The following is a 17,617-nucleotide window of genomic DNA, read 5'->3' on the forward strand; positions in this document are numbered from 1 at the left end:
CGAACCATCATGAAAGTTCTCAAAATATTTCTCATCACTGTTGCCGTGATGCTGGTGCTCGGCATTGGCGGTCTCGTGTTTTTATACAACTGGGCGGCCAGCGACCTGCCCGGCTTCAAGAAGATCACCGACTACAAGCCGCCGCTGGTGACCACCGTTTATGCCAACGACAATCAGGTGCTTGGCTATTTCTACAAGGAAAAGCGTTTTCTGGTTACCTTGGGACAGATGAGCCCCTGGTTGCCCAAGGCTTTTCTGGCGGCCGAAGACGCCTCGTTTTACGAGCATGAAGGCGTGGACCTTACTGCCATCGCTCGAGCTTTTGTGATCAATATCAAGGCGGGCCACGTCAAGCAGGGCGGATCCACCATCACGCAGCAGATCATCAAGCGACTGCTGCTCAGTTCCGAAAAGAAATACAAGCGCAAGCTCAAGGAGGCCATTCTCGCCTACCGTCTGGAACATTATCTGACCAAGGACGAGATACTGACCATCTATTTGAACCAGATTTTCCTCGGCGCGCATTCCTATGGCGTCGAAGCTGCCGCCCGTACCTATTTCGGCAAGCACGCTTCGGAGCTTGATCTGGCGGAATCCGCTGTCATAGCCGGGTTGCCGCAGGCACCCAGTCGTTATTCTCCGGTGCGCAATCCCGAATTGGCCAAAAAACGTCAGGTGTACGTCCTGGATCAGCTTCTGGAGCTGAACTGGATTGACAGGGCCCAGTATGACGAAGCCGTGAACAAGCCGCTTGAATATACGTCCATGGCCGATCCTTCGTGGAAGGTGGGACCGTACTATCTTGAGGAAGTGCGCCGTTGGCTGGTGGACATGTATGGTGAGGAGGCCGTGTACAACGATGGCATGACCGTGACCACGGCCTGCGACATCAAGCACCAACTGGCGGCCGAGGCAGCACTGCGCCACGGCCTGGAAGAATCCGCCAAGCGCCGCGGTTGGGAAGGGCCGACCGAGAATATCAGCCTTGGCGATGCCGGGCGGATTCAGGAACAGGGACCGCAGGATGCAGAAGATGTCGAAAAAGGTGATCGATACCGTGCGGTTGTCACCCGCGTGAAAAAGGATGGCGCAGAAGTTGTGTTCGGCGCGTTCAACGGATTCGTGACGCTCAAGTCCATGTGGTGGTGTCGCAAGCCGGACATCAAAAAATCGCACGAGGATGTTCGCGATCCCGGCGATGCACGCAAAGTGCTCAAGAAAGGTGACGTTGTTTGGGTTTCTGTTGCCGATATACCCGAGGTACCGGATGCTGTGTGGACGTTGGGTCTGGAGCGTGATCCCATGATTGAGGGGGCCATCGTTTCGGTCAAGCCGGACACTGGCGAGGTTGTGGCCCTGAGCGGCGGGTATGACTTCGGTCGCAGCCAATTCAACCGCGCCACGCAGGCGTTGCGCCAGTGCGGTTCCGCGTTCAAGCCCATCGTGTATTCCACGGCCATAGACAACGGTTTTACGCCTGCTTCCATTGTCATGGATGCCCCCATTGTTTTTGCCAACGAATCCGAGGGCAAGCTCTGGCGGCCCGAAAATTTCGAGAATACTTTTTATGGCCCGACCCTGTTGCGCACCGCGCTGGTCAAATCACGAAATCTCGTGACCATTCGCGTGGCCCAGAAGCTGGGAATCCACAAGATTATCGAGCGGGCCAGAGCGCTTGGTCTGGAAGCGGATTTCCCGTCCGACCTTTCCGTTGCCCTTGGTTCGGCCTCGGTCAGCCTCATGAATCTCTGCAAGGCATATACGGCCTTTGCGCGCGGCGGGACCACCATTCAGCCGAGGCTGGTGCTTTCGGTCAAGAGCGCGTGGGGTGAGGAATTGTATGCCTCGCAACCCGAGGTTGTGGAGGCCATCAGCCCGCAGACGGCATACATCATGGCCTGTCTGATGAAAGAGGTTGTGCGCGACGGCACGGGGTGGCGCGCCCGTGTGCTCAAGCGACCCATAGCGGGCAAAACCGGAACAAGCAACAACGAACATGACGCCTGGTTCATGGGATATACCCCGTATCTGCTGACGGGCGTATTCGTGGGATTCGACCAGATGAAGCCGCAGGGGAAATGGGAAACCGGTTCGCGTGCGGCCAGCCCCATCTGGGTGGATTACCGCAAACAGGTGGAGCAGGATTATCCGTATCAGGACTTCACCCAGCCTCCCGGAATTGTTATGGTGCGTGTAGACGGGAAAACCGGAAAACTGGCCGGTCCCGGGTCGAGCGAGGTCTTTTTCCTGCCGTTCAAGGAAGGCACGGAACCGACACAGATGGCGGCACCCGCAGGAAGCGACGGCGTGCCGGCCTCGGATGACGACCTTTTCAAGCAGGTTTTCTAGTCGGGCCGCTCTAGGGTGGTCCGCATTTTGCCGGAAACCGGCGTCAACCTGCACAACACCCGCAACCGGAGGACTCAATGAAGCTGGATATCTTTCAGGTCGATGCTTTTGCCGAAAGGGTCTTTCATGGCAATCCTGCCGCCGTGGTTCCGCTGTACGAGTGGCTGAGCGATGACCTCATGCAGAACATCGCCCGGGAGAACAACCTTTCGGAAACCGCTTTTTTCGTGCGCAAGGGCGAGTATTTCGAATTGCGGTGGTTTACGCCGGAATTCGAAATCGATTTGTGCGGCCATGCGACCATGGCCAGCGCACATGTCCTGTGCGCACACATGGGGTATGAAGATCCTGCCGTGGTTTTCGTGACCAAGAGCGGACGGCTGTTCGTGGACCGTGACGAAGACGGTATGTATTCCATGGACATTCCGGCCTGGCCCGTAAAGGAAATTCAGGTCACTGAGCGGGTGACCAAGGCGCTTGGCGCACGGCCGGAGGCCTTGTACGCCAACCGCAGGGACATGATGGCCCTGTATGCCTCCGAGCAGGATGTCCGCGGTTTGAAACCGGATGCCCAGCTTGTGTCCCAACTCGACGGCGTGTGCCTGATTTGCACGGCCCCGGGGGAGGATCATGATTTTGTTTCCCGCGTATTCAGCCCGGGTGCAAGCATATTCGAGGACCCGGTCACGGGCTCGGCCCATTGCGGTCTGGTTCCCTTTTGGGCAGAGCGGCTGGGCAGGGATTCCCTGTATGCGCATCAGGCTTCTGAGCGCGGCGGCGATATCCGTTGCGAAAACGCGGGCGATCGCATCAAGATCGCGGGGCGCGCCGTGACCTACATGACCGGAAGCATCACGCTGTAGGAGGTCGTATGCCGTTTTGCAGGCTGGAAACCAACGTTGTCGTGGGCAAGGAACAGACGCAGACGCTGGTGCGCGGGCTTTCCACACTGGTTGCGGACATGCTGGGCAAGCCAGAAGCATATGTCATGGCCGTGTTCGAGCCGGGCAAGGAACTGATGTTTGGCGGCACGGACGACCCTGCGGCGTACGTGACCTTGCAGAGCATCGGGCTGCCGCGAGAAAAGACCCCTGAGTTTTCCGCGGTCATGTGCGCTTTCCTGGAGGACGCGCTGTCCATTGCGCCGGATCGCGTCTACATCGCGTTCGGGGATATTGACCGTCCCCTGATGGGCTGGAATTCGGCAACATTCTGATATTCGGATAAAAGGAAATCGAGATACATGAAGCGCAGTGAGATCAACGCATTGATTGCGGACGCCAAGGTTTTTTTCCGTGAACACAGGTTCATGCTGCCGCCGTGGGCCTTTTGGGGGCCAAAAGACTGGAAGGGCAAGGGACAGACGGAAGTCGTTGCCAACCAGTTGGGATGGGACCTGACCGACTACGGCGAAGGGAAATTCCATGAGCGCGGCCTGATTCTGTTTACCCTGCGCAACGGCAACCTCGCCACCGGACACACCAAGCCCTATGCGGAAAAGATCATGATCGTGGGCGAGGGACAGATTTGTCCCATGCATTTTCATTGGTCAAAGATGGAAGACATCATCAACCGTGGCGGTGGCAATCTGGTCATTGAACTGAACGGTTCGGATGATGAAGAGTGTTTCTCGGGCAAGCCGCTGGCCGTGATGGTGGACGGCATTGAGCGGGTTGTGGAACCCGGTGGGACCGTGGTCCTTGAACCCGGCGAGTCCATTACCCTCGAAAAGGGCATGTACCATCGTTTCTACGGCGAGGCGGGCAAGGGCCGGGTGCTGGTGGGCGAGGTCTCCTCGGTCAACGACGACAACACGGACAATCGTTTTTATCGTCCCATGCCGCGTTTTCCGGAAATCGAGGAGAACGAGTCCCCGCTGCATCTGCTGTGTACGGATTACCCCCGGTACGTGTGACGCAGCAATATCATGCAACGTAAATCAAAGGGCCCGCCATTTGGCGGGCCCTTTTTTTGTCATTCGGTGAATTGTTCCCAATCCTTGAGGAATTGGGCCAGCCCCGTATCCGTGAGCGGATGCTTTACGAATTGCTGTATGACCTTGTAGGGGACCGTAGCCACATCCGCGCCGATGAGTGCGCTGTCCTGCACGTGCATGGGGTCGCGCACGCTGGCCACCAGTATTTTGGTCTCGAATTCGTAGTTGTCGAAGATGGTCCTGATCTGTTCGATGAGCTGCATGCCGTCGTGCCCGATGGCGTCGAGCCTGCCCACGAACGGGCTGACATAGGTTGCCCCGGCCTTGGCGGCCAGAAGCGCCTGCATGGCAGAGAAAACCAGCGTGACGTTTGTCTTGATACCTTTTTCGGAAAGTGTTTTTGCGGCCACCAGACCTTCGGCGATCATGGGTATCTTGATGACCACGTTGGGTCCGAAGCCGACAAGGTCTTCGGCTTCCCGGACCATGTCTTCGGCGGTGGTGCCCACGACCTCAAGGCTGACCGGCCCGGAGACGATTTCGCATATGCGCTTGGCCTGCTTGCGCCAGTCGCCGCCTTCGCGGGAGAGCAGGGTCGGGTTGGTGGTCACTCCATCCACAAGGCCCTGACGCTGGGCAGCCCGGATTTCATCAATATTGGCCGTGTCCAGAAAGAATTCCACGTAACAACCTCCTCGGCATTGTTGGCTGGCAGAAAAATGTCCCGTTCATCGGGATTTTTCCTGTATGGTCGCAACCATACCAAGAACAAAGGCTTTGGTCACCCTTTTGTCGTTTTGGGGAACAGTGGAAAATCAGGGGTCAGATGCGCAAGGTGTCCGGCATGACGGGCATGGCTCCGGCCTGCGAGCAGACATGGGCGGCCACCTGTGCGGCCTTCTGGTTGATTTCTTCCAGCGGGAGTCGTTGCAGCCAGCCAAGTGCCAGCGCGGCCGAGAACGAATCCCCGGCGCCGATGGTATCGCGGACCGTGGCAGCTACGCCGGGAAAGTCGGAAGTTTGGTCCGGGGTCATGAGCAGGCTGCCGTTTTCTCCGCGCGTGAGCACGCCGAGTCTGAGGGTGAATCGCTCGATCAGTCGGGACATGCGCTCCTGTTCCGTGCCGTGGATGGCCAGCATGCCGCCAACGATCGCCAGTTCCTCGTCGTTGATTTTGAGCACGTTGGCCATGCGCAGGGACGATTCGATCAGCTCTTGGGAATAAAAGTGTTGTCGCAGGTTTATGTCGAATATTTTCAGCGTTTTTTGGGGCAGGGCTTGCAGCATGGCCGTGATGTTGCGGCGCGATACCGGGCTGCGCTGGGCCAGCGTACCAAAGCAGACAGCGTCGAGCGTGGGCAGGGCCCGCGTTGCCGCGTCATTTGCTTCAATGTGGTCCCAGGCCACGTCGTCCGGGAATTCATAGCTGGCAACGCCGTTTGCATCCACATGCACGTCCACTCGACCGGTCATGTGATTGGGATCCACGGTCACGGCGGAGATGTCCAGACCATGCTCTTTCAATTGCGCAAGAGCGGCTTTGCCGGGTTCATCGTCCCCAACGCGGGAAATGGTCAGGCTTTCACCGCCCAGCGCCTTGAAATGGTAGGCGAAATTGGCGGGCGCGCCGCCCAGTTGCCTTTCGCCGGGAAGCATGTCCCAGAGGATTTCCCCGATGCCTGCTGCCGTGAATGTGCCCATGATTACAACAGATTGTTATTCCAGTTGAACGTGCTGGTGCGTTTGGGACGGGGCACGGCCTTGGGCCACGGTTCGTGCAGATGCACGAATGTACGGATTCCGGCTCGTTCCAGTTTGCGCATTTCCGGGGTCAGGTCAATTTCCCAGCCCGGGAATATCCAGTGGTTCTGGCCGTATTTTCTGACCCAGGCCACTTCGTTCATGGGGCTTTTTATGGGGGCTTCCTCCTTGACCTCGGCAGCCAGAATGCGGGAAATGCCGAAGGGCCACAGCCCCTTGACGACCATGCCCAGCGGCATGGGCGTGCGTTTGGTGAGGGCGATCACGTCTTCGGCGGGCAATTCCGGGCTGATGATGGCCGAGGAAAAACCCATTTTCTTGAGCGCGTCCAATGCCAGATGGTTGGCCGCGTTGCAGTACGGCCCGGCAATGAGTTCGGCCTTGCGGTCCCGGAAGAGTTCGGCCTGCCACGGCGAATTGAGCACGAACGTTTGTGCGCCGTGGCGTTGGGCGTCGCGAAGCAGCCTGCGGTATTTGATTTCCTCTTCCGGCCAGATCACGGGCGGCAGCCACCACGTGGTGCGCGGGATTGTCTGGCGCGAGACGCGCTGCAGGGAAGATCGTTCCAACCACAGTGCCGGGCGGCCTTCGATGCGTCCTTTGGGCAGGCTGCGGTTCACGTGCATCAAACGGGTGCGGGCCTTGTTCTTTTGTGCCATGCCCTTGGGCATGGTGGGCGAGAACGTGGACTCCACCGGCTCTGCGGCCGCGTGATTTTTCAGCTCGTTTTCAAGCTCGCGAATGATTTTTGTCAGTTCTTTTTCCCTGCGGTCCACAAGAAACACCTTGGCTCCGATGCGCGGGGCGGGCTTCTTGGGGTCCTTGGGGCGGGGGATGTCGAAACGGCCCCGCTTGGGAACGCGGCGGCGTATGCTCAGGGTCCGGTGGCCCATCTGGTCTTCATAGCCCACGCGGATCAGGTCGCCGGGCAGAAGTTCCTCGCGGGAAACGAAGTGGAATTTGGCTCCGTCGCGTTTGATTTGGCCGACCATGAGGCCCGAGCTGGTTTCGTCTTCGGGCTTGACCGGGGTGAACGGACGCTGCGGCAGGAAAACAGAATGGCTGGAAGGGCGGCCGAGCGCCTGTTCCAGAAGGTCCATGGCGGCCTTTTTGGTCTGCGCGTCCTTGGGATTGTCCCGGAGCATTCGATAGGCCGAGACCGTGTAAAAAACGTAATGCGGTCCTTTTTTGCGGCCTTCGATTTTCCATGAACCCACTTGCGGTATGTCCAGCAGGGGTTTGGTCAGCACGTCGAGGCTCAGATCCATGCAGGAAAAGAGGCGCTTGGCGTCGGCATTGGCCTGGCGGTACATCCTGCGGCAGGGTTGCACGCAGCGGCCGCGCAGGCCGCTTTTGCCGCCCAGAAAGCTGCTCCAGTAACATCGTCCGGAAACGCAGTGACAGAGCGCACCGTGGACGAAGAGTTCCAGTTGCAGGCCCTTGGGGCAGGCCTTGGCCATGTCGCGCACTTCGTCGAGGTTGAGTTCGCGCGGGAGCACCACGCGACTCGCGCCCAAACGGGCCGCTGCGGCCAGTGCCGCCGGATGCGTTGCGTTGGCCAGCGTTGAAATGTGCAATTCGCCCTTGAAACCGGCCTGTCTTGCCAGTTCCAGCATGGCCAGATCCTGCACGATGAGCGCGTTCGGGCGTACCGAACGGGCAAGGCGCTGGATCAATCTTCCTGCGGATTCCGGGTCCGAGGGCTTGACCAGTGTGTTCATTGCCACGTAAGTCTTTGTTCCGCGCTCACGCCCGAGGCTTGCCAGGGCGGAAAGGTCGCCGATGGAGAAATTCTTGGCCTGCATGCGGGCGGAAAAATGCTTGAGTCCGACGTAGATCGCGTCCGCGCCCGCCGCGAGTGCGGCAAGGTAGGAAGAGACGTCGCCTGCCGGAGCCATAATCTCCGGTTTGAATCGTGTATCTTTATTCATTGTATTGGATGGTACCATGTCGTTAAGAGATTGCCGGAACGTGAAGGTATTGGATGTTGTCCCCGTTGGTCAATCAAAAAGACCCGGGGATTTTTTCGAGCTTGTTCTCGAGTATCCGGGTTGGGGCGGCTGGAAGCCGGGACAGTTCGTCATGGTTCGGCCTGTTTCGTGGGGGCCGGAACTGGTCTGGGGACGTCCGTTTTCCATTTGCCGGGGCGATGAGAAAAGTCTGACCCTGTTCGTGCAGCGCGTGGGGCGCGGCACGGAGCGCCTTTCGCAGGTGCTCCCGGGCGAGGATGTCACCATATGGGGGCCGCTGGGCAATTCGTTTGCCGTGGAACCGGAAACGCCCACGCTCATGCTGGCCGGGGGCATCGGCATTGCCCCGTTTTGCGGCTACATCGAGCGCCACGCCGCGCCGGAGAATCTGAAGTTGTTTTTTGCCCACCGCATGCCGCTGGAATGTTACCCCTATGCGGCCATGACCCAAAAAGCGCAGGGGCAGAACATGCTGGAAGCGCAGCCCGAGGACCTTGCGGGTATTATCGACCAGATGGGCGCGTTGATCAGGGAATATGCTGACGGCGGGCTGGTGCTTTGTTGCGGTCCCACGCCGTTCATGAAGACCGCACAGCGTTTTGCGCTGGAGCACGGCGCACGTTTGCAGGTCTCGCTGGAAAACCGCATGGCCTGCGGCGTTGGCGCCTGCCTTGGTTGCGTGTGCAAGGATGAAAAGGGGCACCATACGCAGGTGTGCACCAAGGGGCCGATTTTCTGGGCCGACAAGGTCGAACTGTAGGAGACGACGATATGGATATGAATGTTTCTGTGGGCGGCCTGCAACTCCGAAATCCGGTCATGACGGCCTCGGGCACGTTCGGCAACGGTCTGGAGTTCGCGCCCTATGGCGATCTGGAAAAACTGGGCGGCATCTGCGTCAAGGGACTTTCGCTCAAACCCCGCGAGGGCAACCCCATGCCGCGTATTGCCGAGACTCCCTGCGGCATGCTCAACGCCATCGGCATCCAGAATCCGGGCGTGGAATATTTCGTGCGCTCCATCCTGCCTTCGCTCAAACGCGTGGACGTGGCCGTGGTGGCCAACCTGTATGCCTGCGACGCGGACGAGTTCGGCGAGCTGGCCGGTATTCTGGCTGCGGAAGAGGGCGTGCACGCGCTTGAGGTCAACGTGTCGTGCCCCAACGTCAAGGAGGGCGGGGCGGCCTTTGGGCAGGATCCGTCCCAGATCGCCCGCGTGACCGAGTCGGTCAAGAAACGGGCCGGGAATACTCCGGTCATGGTCAAGCTTTCGCCCAATGTCACGGATATCGTGGAATGCGCCAGGGCGGCCGTGGACGGCGGGGCGGACAGTCTTTCGCTCATCAACACCTTGTTGGGCATGGCCGTGGATGCGCGCAACCGCAGGCCGCGCATCGCCAACGTGGTGGCCGGCCTTTCCGGTCCGGCCATCAAGCCCGTGGCCCTGCGCTGTGTGCATCAGGTCTGCCGCGCCGTGGACGTGCCCGTGGTGGGGCTCGGCGGCATTGCCTCGGCCGAGGACGCGCTGGAATTCATCCTTGTGGGTGCGCACGCCGTGCAGGTGGGAACCGCCAATTTCTTGCGTCCGGATTTTGCGTTTTCCCTTGCGGACGACATGGCCGCGCTGCTCTCGGACATGGGCGTGGAGAGTCTGGACGAGTACCGGGGGAGCCTTGTCCTTCCCCTGTAAAATCGGAATCTTGGAAAAAATGCGCCTTTTGGGCAATTAACGCTTGCCACTGATGCGCGTTTTCGCTAAATACACAACTCCCAACGCGGAGAGGTGTCCGAGTCCGGCTTAAGGAGCACGCCTGGAAAGCGTGTGTGGCTTCACGGCCACCGGAGGTTCAAATCCTCTCCTCTCCGCCACAGAGAATTCAAAAGGGTCAGGCTTTCCGGTCTGACCCTTTTTCATTTTGCACCTCAGGCTTGACGACTCTTGCCTGCTGGGCTACAAGCATCTTCCCTCTGCAACGGCAGGGCCGGGAGGGAAGCCGGGCGGCGGTAGCGCTGTAAACCCCGTCAGGCCCGAAAGGGAGCAGCGGTAGCGGTTGCTATCGGGTGTCCGGTTTCCCTCACAGGGGCGCTCTTCGGAGCGTCCCTGTTTTTTTGATCCAGCCCGCGTCAAACTCATCCACGGATTGTTTCATGATTCGCATGATCCCCATACTGATCGAGCGCGGCTTCCTCCCCATTGCCTGTGTCCTTTCCCTGCTGGCGTTGTGGCGTCCCGAGCTGTTCACGTGGATCAGGCCGCATATCCCGTTGGGGCTGGGCATTATCATGTTCGGCATGGGGCTGACCCTCGATTTCGGTGATTTTCGGGACATTCTGCGCAAGTGGAAGCTGGTGGGGTTGGGCATGATCCTGCAATACACCATCATGCCGCTGCTCGCCGTGGGCATTTCCATCATGCTGGATCTGCCCGAGGCCGCCATGGTTGGCATGGTCGTTGTTGGTGCGTGCCCGGGCGGCACGGCTTCCAACGTGATCGCCTACATTGCCCGGGCCAACGTGCCGCTTTCCGTGACCATGACCCTTGCCTCCACGGCCCTTGCGCCCATATTTACGCCGCTGGTCATTTATGTTGTTCTAGACAGGCAGATATCCATAGATTTCTGGGGTATGATGGATTCGGTCTTCTGGATTGTTGTTTTCCCGCTGCTGGACGGCCTGATCCTGCGGCGGCTGCTGCGCAAACGACTCGATCCCGTGCTGCACTGGTTCCCGTCCGTATCTATCGTTGTCATTTCCCTGCTGATCGCCTGTATCATCGGCCTTAACAAAGACAGCCTGCTGGCTTTCCCCTTGCTGGTGTTTGCGGCCGTGGCTCTGCACAATGTGTTTGGGCTGGGAGCCGGATACCTTGCCGCGCGCATGGCTGGGTGCGACAAGCGCGACGCCCGGACCATGGCCATTGAGGTGGGCATGCAGAATTCCGGATTGGGCGTGGCCCTTGCCAGTTCCTTTTTTTCCGCAGCCAGCGCGCTGCCCGGTGCGTTGTTCAGCCTGTGGCACAATGTCACCGGCGTTTCTCTTGCCAGTTACTGGCGTCGTTCCGACTCCTGATCGTGATTTTGAGCCCTCATTTTTGACGTTCCATACTTGACCTGTGTCACCTTTTCTGCAATAGTATTCACTTAGTTCTATTGAGAATGTTTTCTTATACTGAATTTGAGGGAGGTCTTCATGAAACGGGTTACGGTATCATTGGCTGTTGCGGTCCTTTTTGCCTTCATTGCGTCCAGCGCGTTTGCGCATTTCGGCATGCTGGTTCCTGATACGGACGAGGTTACGCAGGCCAAGCGAGACATTAATCTTGTCCTGAGTTTTTCTCATCCTTTCGAGGGAAATGGCATGGAGCTGGTCAAGCCGGAGCGGTTTTTCGTGGTCGCCGATGGCGAGGCTGAAACCGATCTTTTGGCAGGGCTGCAAAAGGCATCCGTCATGGGACATACGGCGTGGAAGGCGCAATACACGCCCAAGGCTCCGGGACTGTATGCTTTTGCCATGGTCCCCCATCCCTACAAGGAAGATGCAGAAAACAACTACATTCAGCATTTGACCAAGGTGTATGTGGACGCCTACGGCGAAGGTGAGAACTGGATGAAGCCGTTGGGCCTGCGCACGGAAATCGTGCCCCTGACCCGTCCGTTCGGCAACTATGCCGGTAACGTGTTTCAGGGACAGGTACTTTTTGAAGGCAAGCCCGCTGCACATACCCGTGTGGAAGTTGAATTTTACAATAAGGACGGCCAGCGCAAGGCTCCCAACGATCGTATGGTCACGCAGGAAGTAATGGCGGACCAGAATGGCGTATTCACGTTTGCCTGCCCGTGGAAGGGGTGGTGGGGGTTCGCCGCTTTGACCACGGCCCCGGAAGAATACAAGGGCCGTGAACTTGAGCTTGGCGCCGTCATCTGGTTGGACATGAAGTAATTTGTCTGTCCGGTAAATCAGGAAAAGCAAACGGCCCGTCCTCTTGCGAGGACGGGCCGTTTTTTTGCATCACCGAAAAATTTTAATCGTGGTGGTGATGATGGTGGTGGCCGTGATCATGATCGTGGTCATGGTCGTGGTCGTGGTGATGATGGTGGTCATGATCATGTTCGTGGTCATGATCATGGTGATGGTGGTCGTCCTGACCCAGTTCACGTTTCATTTTCTGGAACTTGGTTTCATGGCCGGGACCGCAACCGCAATGGTCACACATGGCAATTCTCCTCGTTTAAATAGGTGAATACGATATTTACACCAGTGTTACGAGGATGTCCATGCGCAATAACCATTTTTATCGGGAGCACTCCCCCTCCATTTTCTTTTTGGCGGATGAGGATGTCGGAGATTCGAGCAGGGCAAGCATCGGGGAAACGAAATCGTCGGACATGGCCCCCAGCCATGCCCCCATGGCGCTGCCGACCATGGAGCCGATGAGGATGTTTGCGCCGTTTGCGCTCCCGGCGATCTGTGCCAGTGTGCCGAGCAGTGTGCCCATGAATGATCCGAGCATCATGCCGTCGTTGTTGACGCCGCGATACGGCTTCAACCCGCGACTGATCCGCATGAGGTCCTTGGACAGAAAGCCTCCAAAGCCTCCCAGGAAAGCGGCGCAAAGAGTCAGCACTGCACCGGGAAACACGTAGCGCAGGGAAAATCCGTGAGCCAGCGTGCCTTCCAGCAGTCCGGCTGCAGCGCCGATTATCATTATTCCGTAAAAGCCTTTTTCCTTGGCATCCAATTTGGGCTTCATCGCGTAACTCCATGCGGGAATGATTTTCCGTATGAAGTTGATATTGCGATTATCGTGCCGTCTGACGTTTTTTAACATTTCCGCTGTTTTGAAACCGGCATTTTAAACCTTTGTTTTAATAACATATTGTTTTTTTTGATTTACTTTTTGTTGCAATATGTTAACGAAACGAAATTCCGCGGCGCATTGAGAGGGCGCCGTTTTCATTGTTCTTCGAACAGGGTTCCGAAGAAGGCGAAGACGGAGCGACATTTGGTGAATGTACGTTGCTGCGGTGGATACGAAGGGGGATAAATGAAAAATATTTTGGGGGCCTTTTGTGCCCTGGCCGTGCTGTGCATGGTTTCGTTGATGGGGGTTACCAAAGCCGACGCGGCCGGTTTTGGTCTGTATGAATGGAGCAACCGGGCCAACGGTATGGGCGGGGCGTTGATCGCCCTGGCGGATGAACCTTCCGCCATTGCCTACAACCCTGCGGGCATGACCCAGCTAGAAGGTACGCAGACCCAGGTTGGCATGACGCTGATTGCCCCGTCCGCCAGTCTTGAAATCGGTGGTGAAACATACGATACCGCGCACAAGGTGTATACACCGCCGCACATGTATTTGACCCACCAGCTCAATGATGATTTTTGGGTCGGTTTTGGCGCGTATACCCGTTTTGGTGTGGGCACCAATTATGACAACGACTGGGCGGGCCGTTACAATGTCTACAAGGCCAGCCTTGAGTCCTATTCCCTGAGTCCGGCCGTGGCCTACAAGATCAACGACGATTGGTCCGTTGGGGCTGCTCTGGACTGTATGTATCTTTCCTTTGACCTGCGTCAGTACACCAGTCCTCTGGCTCCTACCGGTGATTCGGATTTTCATCTGGACAACCATGGGTGGGCTTGGGGTTGGAACGTTTCCACGCGTTATGAAATAACGGACAAGGCGGCTGTCGGCCTTATGTACCGCGCCCCGCAGCGTCTTGTGGGCAGTGGCGAATCCAAACTTATTGATTCCGGTCTGACCGAAGACCTGACCATGCGCGCCACCTTGCCCGGTAGCGTAAGCATGGGGTTTGCCTACAAGTTCACGGATACATTTCGCGTGGAAGTGGATGCCATTTATACCAACTGGAGTGACTACAAAAAAATCGAGTATCGATTTGGGGATGCCACGGCCTTGCAGGCATTTGGTAGCCTGAGCTCGGATATCGATTCCGACAAGTATTGGAATGATGTATGGCGCTATCAGCTTGGTGCGGAATGGGATGTGGCCGACCACCATACGATTCGTGCCGGTATCGTTCTGGACGAAAGCCCGATCCAGAAAGGCTATGAAGATTACATGCTGCCCTCCAACGACAGGGTCATGTATTCGGCTGGTTATTCGTATTCCGATTCCGCGTGGTCCGTGGACCTTTCGCTCATGTATCTGGATATGCTCGGAAGGCATATCGATGCCAACCTGGCCAAAGGCGTGTATGACACGGAAATAAGCAACAGCCATGCCTGGCTTGGCGGTGTGAGTTTTTCCTACGCATTCTAGGTCAAGTCGCCATATTCAAAAAACGCAGGGGCTTTCCGGAAAAGGGAAGTCCCTGCGTTTTTGTTGACACAAGGGCATGCCCACTGGTCAATTGCCGGAACCGCAGGAGACATGATGATTCATTTGAATGACCTTTCATATGGGTATTCTCGGGGAGTGGACGTACTTTCGGGCATCAGCCTGTCCGTAAAGCCCGGACAGCTGCTGGGTCTTGTGGGCGCCAACGGAAGCGGAAAATCCACTGTGCTTGCGATCATGGCCGGACTTCTGACCCCTCGGCAGGGCAGCGTGCTCGTGTCCGGGGGGGAGTTTTTGGAAAACGGAGCCGGCAATGAACAGCGGGTTCGTCTGGTAATGCAGGACGCGGACCTGCAAATTGTTGGCGCAACCGTTGAAGAAGATTTGCTGCTGGGCAGAGAGGCTGAAGCTGATGCCGGAATCAGGGCACGGGATATTGCCGATCGTTTTGGGCTGGGGGATGTCTGGGCCGCGCCGGTGCATTCGTTATCGTGGGGCATGAAGAAAAAACTGTGCCTTGCTGGCGCAGCGCTTGACAGGCCGCGGGTTTTACTGCTGGACGAGCCCTTCAGCGGTTTGGATTATCCTTCGGTTCGAGAAATGCGCGCATTGATCGATGCCAACAGGCAACAAGGCATTACGCAGGTTCTTGCAGCCCACGATCTCGAGGCGTTTGTGGATATGGCGGACAGGCTGGCCGTTTTGGAAAAGGGCACACTGGTGCTGGAAGGCGTGCCCGCTGATGTCTTGGGCCGAGTCGCTTCATTCGGGGTGCGGCCTCCGTGCAGTTGGGTGCTGAACCGTAGCGTGACCCATGGGGAAGAGTGGTAGGCATGGACTGGCTGCGACAGGCTGACCCGCGCGTGAAAATATTCGGGGTGCTCGTCTTCGGGGTGGGGCTGTGGCACACCGGAGTGTACGGGGTGCTGTTGTGTGCCTGTATCGTGGGGTATTTGGCGGTTTGGATTCTTGGAATCAGCCCGCAGGCCCGGCGCATGACCCGGGCATTCACAATTTTTGCTGCTTTTTGGTCATTGCTCAAGGCCGCGTTCGGTCTGTGGGACGGTTTGCCGCCAATGGCCGTGTTCGGCGACGCCGCTTTTTTCGGAATTCGGTTATTGGTTTTGCTGCATCTGGGCCTTGTGCTTTCGGAATCCACTTCTGCCCGTCAGATCGGTCGGGCCTTTTGCTGGGCGCTCAGGCCTTTGGGCACGCAGCGCAGTTGGCGTTTCGGGTTGTCGTTGGCCCTGATGATTCATTTTATTCCGATGACTATTGAAGTGATGCAAAAAGCCGGGCAAACCCTGAAGTTGCGCCGCGCCCGTCTGGGGTTTTGGCTCAGGATGCGGGTGTTGCCCGGCATGGTCATGCGCATTATGGCCGGCAAGACATGGGAGAGCGCCCTGGGCGTCAGTGCCCGCGGACTGGGGCGACCCGAGGCCTGGGCGTACCCTCTTTCCTTCCGGGTTCGCGATGTGTTTTTTCTTTTTGGGATATGTCTAGGCGGATGCTGCCTTTTTCTGCTCTGATACGGCCCGGGTCAGGGCAATTACGCAGAGGGCCAGCAGGCCGAGATCCCGGAGCAGCACCAGACGCATGTCGGCCACGCTTTCCGGATTCAGCGAAAAACAACCGCAGTTGATGTCCAGCCCACGCAGATAGCTTATTCCCACGGCAGCGGAAAAGACCATCATGAGCGTGGCGGCCGTTGTTGCCGCTCCCATGGTGAAGCGTCCCGCAACCAGCAGAATGCCGGTGAGCATTTCAAGCCACGGAAGCCAGAGCGCAACCGGACCGACCAATGCTGTGGGCAACAGGTCGTAATTGGCCACGGAAACCGCAAAGGCATCCGGATTCATGAGTTTTTCCGTAGAGGCGTACATGAGTAGCAGGCCGACGACAATGCGTGGCACCATGTTCAATATTTTCATTGCGCGCCCTCCGTTGCCCATCCCTGTTTCGTCCATTCCTTGTATCCGCCGGGGAAGACGTATGTGGTATAGCCTTTTTTATCCAACAGGGATGCCAGTTTTTCGGCCCATTGGCATTTGATGTTGCTGCAATAAACCACAAGCCTTTTCTGCTTTGGCAGGGTGTCTAGCACGGAGTCGTCCGTGATTGCTTCGTCCAACGGAATGTTGATTGCGCCCGGAATGTGCCCCAGGTCGAAATCGAACGAATTCCGACTGTCCACGAACAGGTTGTGTTCGCACTCATGGGCGGCCTTGGCCTGTTTCGCATCCAGCGTGGTGACGCTTTCGGGCAGTTTTATTGCCGTGGGGCGGTTCACCTGCGGAAAACCGTGCGGACGCACAGCGTATGAACCTGCTGCAAAAACGAGCGACAGGCCCATTACGAGAATGGTTTCCTTGAGTAGTGTTTTGATCATAATTGTGTGTTGTACAGCATTTGCTTGGTATAACCGGTCGGAATACGTTACAACTACTGGACCGCAATCTGATTGGCAACTTCATTTTTTGGAGGCCTGATGGACCACGGGATCGAGAATCTGACTGTTGATGGCGTGAGGAAGTTTTTTTCCGCCCGTACAACAGGACGCTACACATTGCTGGATGTTCGGCAGCCCTGGGAATATGAGGATGCCCACCTTCCCGGTGCGCGTCTGCTTCCTTTGCCCGTATTGGCGGAGCATCTGGAAAATGAAACGATGGTCGAGCCTGTGGTGGTCTATTGCCGTACCGGGGCACGGAGCATGGCCGCGGCTAAATTGCTTGCGGGTGTGGGATATTCGCGGATCGTGAATATGCTCGGAGGCATGTCGGCCTGGGAGGGGCATGTCGCGTTCGGCCCCATGGATTTGGGGCTGGGCGTTTTCAGTGGACAGGAGGCCCCTGTTGCAATCGTTGTGAAAGCCCATGCCATGGAAAAGGTTTTACAGGATTTTTACATACTGCAAGCCGCGCAAGCAAAAGATGCCGGAGAAAAAGCGGCGTATGAAGAATTGGCTGGTTTTGAGGAAAAACACATGTCGGTTCTGGAGACGCTTCATTCCCGTTTCGGAGGAGCGCAGGCGGAATTGATTGCCTCGGACGAAAAAGGTCTGGGCGAAGGCGGGGTGGTCATCGAAGACTTTCTCAACGAGCACGCTGGTGCGTTTGAGGGGCCTCAGGGCGTCCTGCAACTGGCCATGATGATGGAGGCGCAAGCCTGTGATTACTACCAGCGGTGTATGCGTCAGATGACACGGGAGGATGCTCGGGATCTGTTTGGCGTTTTGGCGCGCGAGGAACTGGCTCACCTCAAGCTCTTGGGCCGCCGCATGGATGTTTTGGGAGAATGA

19 protein-coding genes, 1 tRNA gene and 1 other RNA gene are annotated in these 17,617 nt (G+C 57.5%); 14 read left to right on the forward strand and 7 right to left on the reverse strand.

All coding sequences use genetic code 11. From position 1 onward, the window contains the following. Nucleotides 1-9: 9 nt before the first annotated feature. The 4 genes from F8A88_RS03950 (at nt 10) to F8A88_RS03965 (ending at nt 4,264) form a co-directional block, all read left to right on the forward strand. Nucleotides 10-2,349, forward strand: a complete 2,340-nt coding sequence (locus F8A88_RS03950) for a penicillin-binding protein 1A (RefSeq protein WP_151149788.1) — start codon at nt 10-12, stop codon at nt 2,347-2,349. 77 nt (nt 2,350-2,426) lie between these two features. After that, the gene (locus F8A88_RS03955; protein ID WP_151149789.1) at nt 2,427-3,212 is read left to right on the forward strand and encodes a PhzF family phenazine biosynthesis protein; all 786 of its coding nucleotides are present in this window, start codon (nt 2,427-2,429) and stop codon (nt 3,210-3,212) included. A gap of 8 nt (nt 3,213-3,220) precedes the next feature. Continuing rightward, on the forward strand, nt 3,221-3,565 hold the full coding sequence (locus tag F8A88_RS03960) for a phenylpyruvate tautomerase MIF-related protein (RefSeq protein WP_151149790.1): 345 nt from the start codon (nt 3,221-3,223) through the stop codon (nt 3,563-3,565). A 27-nt stretch (nt 3,566-3,592) separates the two neighbouring features. Beyond that, nucleotides 3,593-4,264, forward strand: coding sequence for a D-lyxose/D-mannose family sugar isomerase (locus tag F8A88_RS03965; RefSeq protein WP_151149791.1), 672 nt, complete (start codon nt 3,593-3,595; stop codon nt 4,262-4,264). Nucleotides 4,265-4,323: 59 nt separating this feature from the next. Here F8A88_RS03965 and fsa read toward each other — a convergent pair whose 3' ends face one another. From fsa to F8A88_RS03980, 3 genes are all read right to left on the reverse strand, one after another. Beyond that, the gene (gene fsa, locus F8A88_RS03970) at nt 4,324-4,968 is read right to left on the reverse strand and encodes a fructose-6-phosphate aldolase (RefSeq protein WP_151149792.1); all 645 of its coding nucleotides are present in this window, start codon (nt 4,966-4,968) and stop codon (nt 4,324-4,326) included. Nucleotides 4,969-5,107: 139 nt separating this feature from the next. Continuing rightward, entirely contained in the window at nt 5,108-5,986 is an 879-nt protein-coding gene (locus F8A88_RS03975) for a carbohydrate kinase family protein (protein ID WP_151149793.1), read from the reverse strand. 2 nt (nt 5,987-5,988) lie between these two features. After that, entirely contained in the window at nt 5,989-7,944 is a 1,956-nt protein-coding gene (locus F8A88_RS03980) for a U32 family peptidase (protein ID WP_241667330.1), read from the reverse strand. A 49-nt stretch (nt 7,945-7,993) separates the two neighbouring features. On the opposite strand from F8A88_RS03980, the gene F8A88_RS03985 reads away from it, so the two are divergent. From F8A88_RS03985 to F8A88_RS04010, 6 genes are all read left to right on the forward strand, one after another. After that, nucleotides 7,994-8,776 carry an iron-sulfur cluster-binding protein gene (locus tag F8A88_RS03985; RefSeq protein WP_151149795.1) on the forward strand — a complete coding sequence of 261 codons (783 nt, stop codon included), beginning with the start codon at nt 7,994-7,996 and terminating at the stop codon, nt 8,774-8,776. An 11-nt stretch (nt 8,777-8,787) separates the two neighbouring features. Beyond that, on the forward strand, nt 8,788-9,705 hold the full coding sequence (locus F8A88_RS03990) for a dihydroorotate dehydrogenase (RefSeq protein WP_151149796.1): 918 nt from the start codon (nt 8,788-8,790) through the stop codon (nt 9,703-9,705). 87 nt (nt 9,706-9,792) lie between these two features. Next, nucleotides 9,793-9,884: transfer RNA gene (locus F8A88_RS03995), tRNA-Ser, on the forward strand. Between the two features lie 116 nt (nt 9,885-10,000). Beyond that, an RNA gene (ffs, locus tag F8A88_RS04000) (signal recognition particle sRNA small type) lies at nt 10,001-10,096 on the forward strand. Between the two features lie 67 nt (nt 10,097-10,163). Then, nucleotides 10,164-11,084, forward strand: a complete 921-nt coding sequence (locus tag F8A88_RS04005) for a bile acid:sodium symporter family protein (RefSeq protein ID WP_151149797.1) — start codon at nt 10,164-10,166, stop codon at nt 11,082-11,084. 120 nt (nt 11,085-11,204) lie between these two features. Beyond that, a complete protein-coding gene (locus tag F8A88_RS04010) occupies nt 11,205-11,954 on the forward strand; it encodes a DUF4198 domain-containing protein (RefSeq protein ID WP_151149798.1) in 750 nt (249 codons plus the stop codon). Between the two features lie 69 nt (nt 11,955-12,023). Here the strand turns inward: F8A88_RS04010 and F8A88_RS04015 are convergent, their stop codons facing one another. Further along, nucleotides 12,024-12,170, reverse strand: coding sequence for a hypothetical protein (locus tag F8A88_RS04015; RefSeq protein WP_194163266.1), 147 nt, complete (start codon nt 12,168-12,170; stop codon nt 12,024-12,026). Nucleotides 12,171-12,306: 136 nt separating this feature from the next. Beyond that, nucleotides 12,307-12,765 (reverse strand): hypothetical protein, encoded by a 459-nt coding sequence (locus tag F8A88_RS04020; protein ID WP_151149799.1) that lies wholly within the window; start codon nt 12,763-12,765, stop codon nt 12,307-12,309. Nucleotides 12,766-13,059: 294 nt separating this feature from the next. Here F8A88_RS04020 and F8A88_RS04025 point away from each other — a divergent pair, with 294 nt between their 5' ends. The 3 genes from F8A88_RS04025 (at nt 13,060) to F8A88_RS04035 (ending at nt 15,845) form a co-directional block, all read left to right on the forward strand. Continuing rightward, nucleotides 13,060-14,298, forward strand: coding sequence for an OmpP1/FadL family transporter (locus F8A88_RS04025; protein ID WP_151149800.1), 1,239 nt, complete (start codon nt 13,060-13,062; stop codon nt 14,296-14,298). Between the two features lie 111 nt (nt 14,299-14,409). Continuing rightward, nucleotides 14,410-15,147, forward strand: a complete 738-nt coding sequence (locus F8A88_RS04030) for an energy-coupling factor ABC transporter ATP-binding protein (protein WP_338325278.1) — start codon at nt 14,410-14,412, stop codon at nt 15,145-15,147. Between the two features lie 2 nt (nt 15,148-15,149). Next, nucleotides 15,150-15,845: an energy-coupling factor transporter transmembrane component T family protein gene (locus F8A88_RS04035; protein WP_151149801.1), complete on the forward strand. Its 696-nt coding sequence runs from the start codon at nt 15,150-15,152 to the stop codon at nt 15,843-15,845. On the opposite strand, the gene F8A88_RS04040 is transcribed toward F8A88_RS04035, so the two are convergent. Beyond that, nucleotides 15,816-16,247, reverse strand: a complete 432-nt coding sequence (locus F8A88_RS04040) for a MauE/DoxX family redox-associated membrane protein (protein WP_161598333.1) — start codon at nt 16,245-16,247, stop codon at nt 15,816-15,818. The two genes, F8A88_RS04035 and F8A88_RS04040, sit on opposite strands and share 30 nt — an antisense overlap. After that, entirely contained in the window at nt 16,244-16,705 is a 462-nt protein-coding gene (locus F8A88_RS04045; RefSeq protein WP_151149803.1) for a rhodanese-like domain-containing protein, read from the reverse strand. Before F8A88_RS04045 ends, F8A88_RS04040 begins: the two co-directional genes overlap by 4 nt. 99 nt (nt 16,706-16,804) lie before the next feature. Here F8A88_RS04045 and F8A88_RS04050 point away from each other — a divergent pair, with 99 nt between their 5' ends. Next, on the forward strand, nt 16,805-17,617 hold the full coding sequence (locus tag F8A88_RS04050; protein ID WP_151149804.1) for a rhodanese-like domain-containing protein: 813 nt from the start codon (nt 16,805-16,807) through the stop codon (nt 17,615-17,617).

This window comes from Pseudodesulfovibrio senegalensis (genome assembly GCF_008830225.1).
Classification (GTDB): domain Bacteria; phylum Desulfobacterota; class Desulfovibrionia; order Desulfovibrionales; family Desulfovibrionaceae; genus Pseudodesulfovibrio; species Pseudodesulfovibrio senegalensis.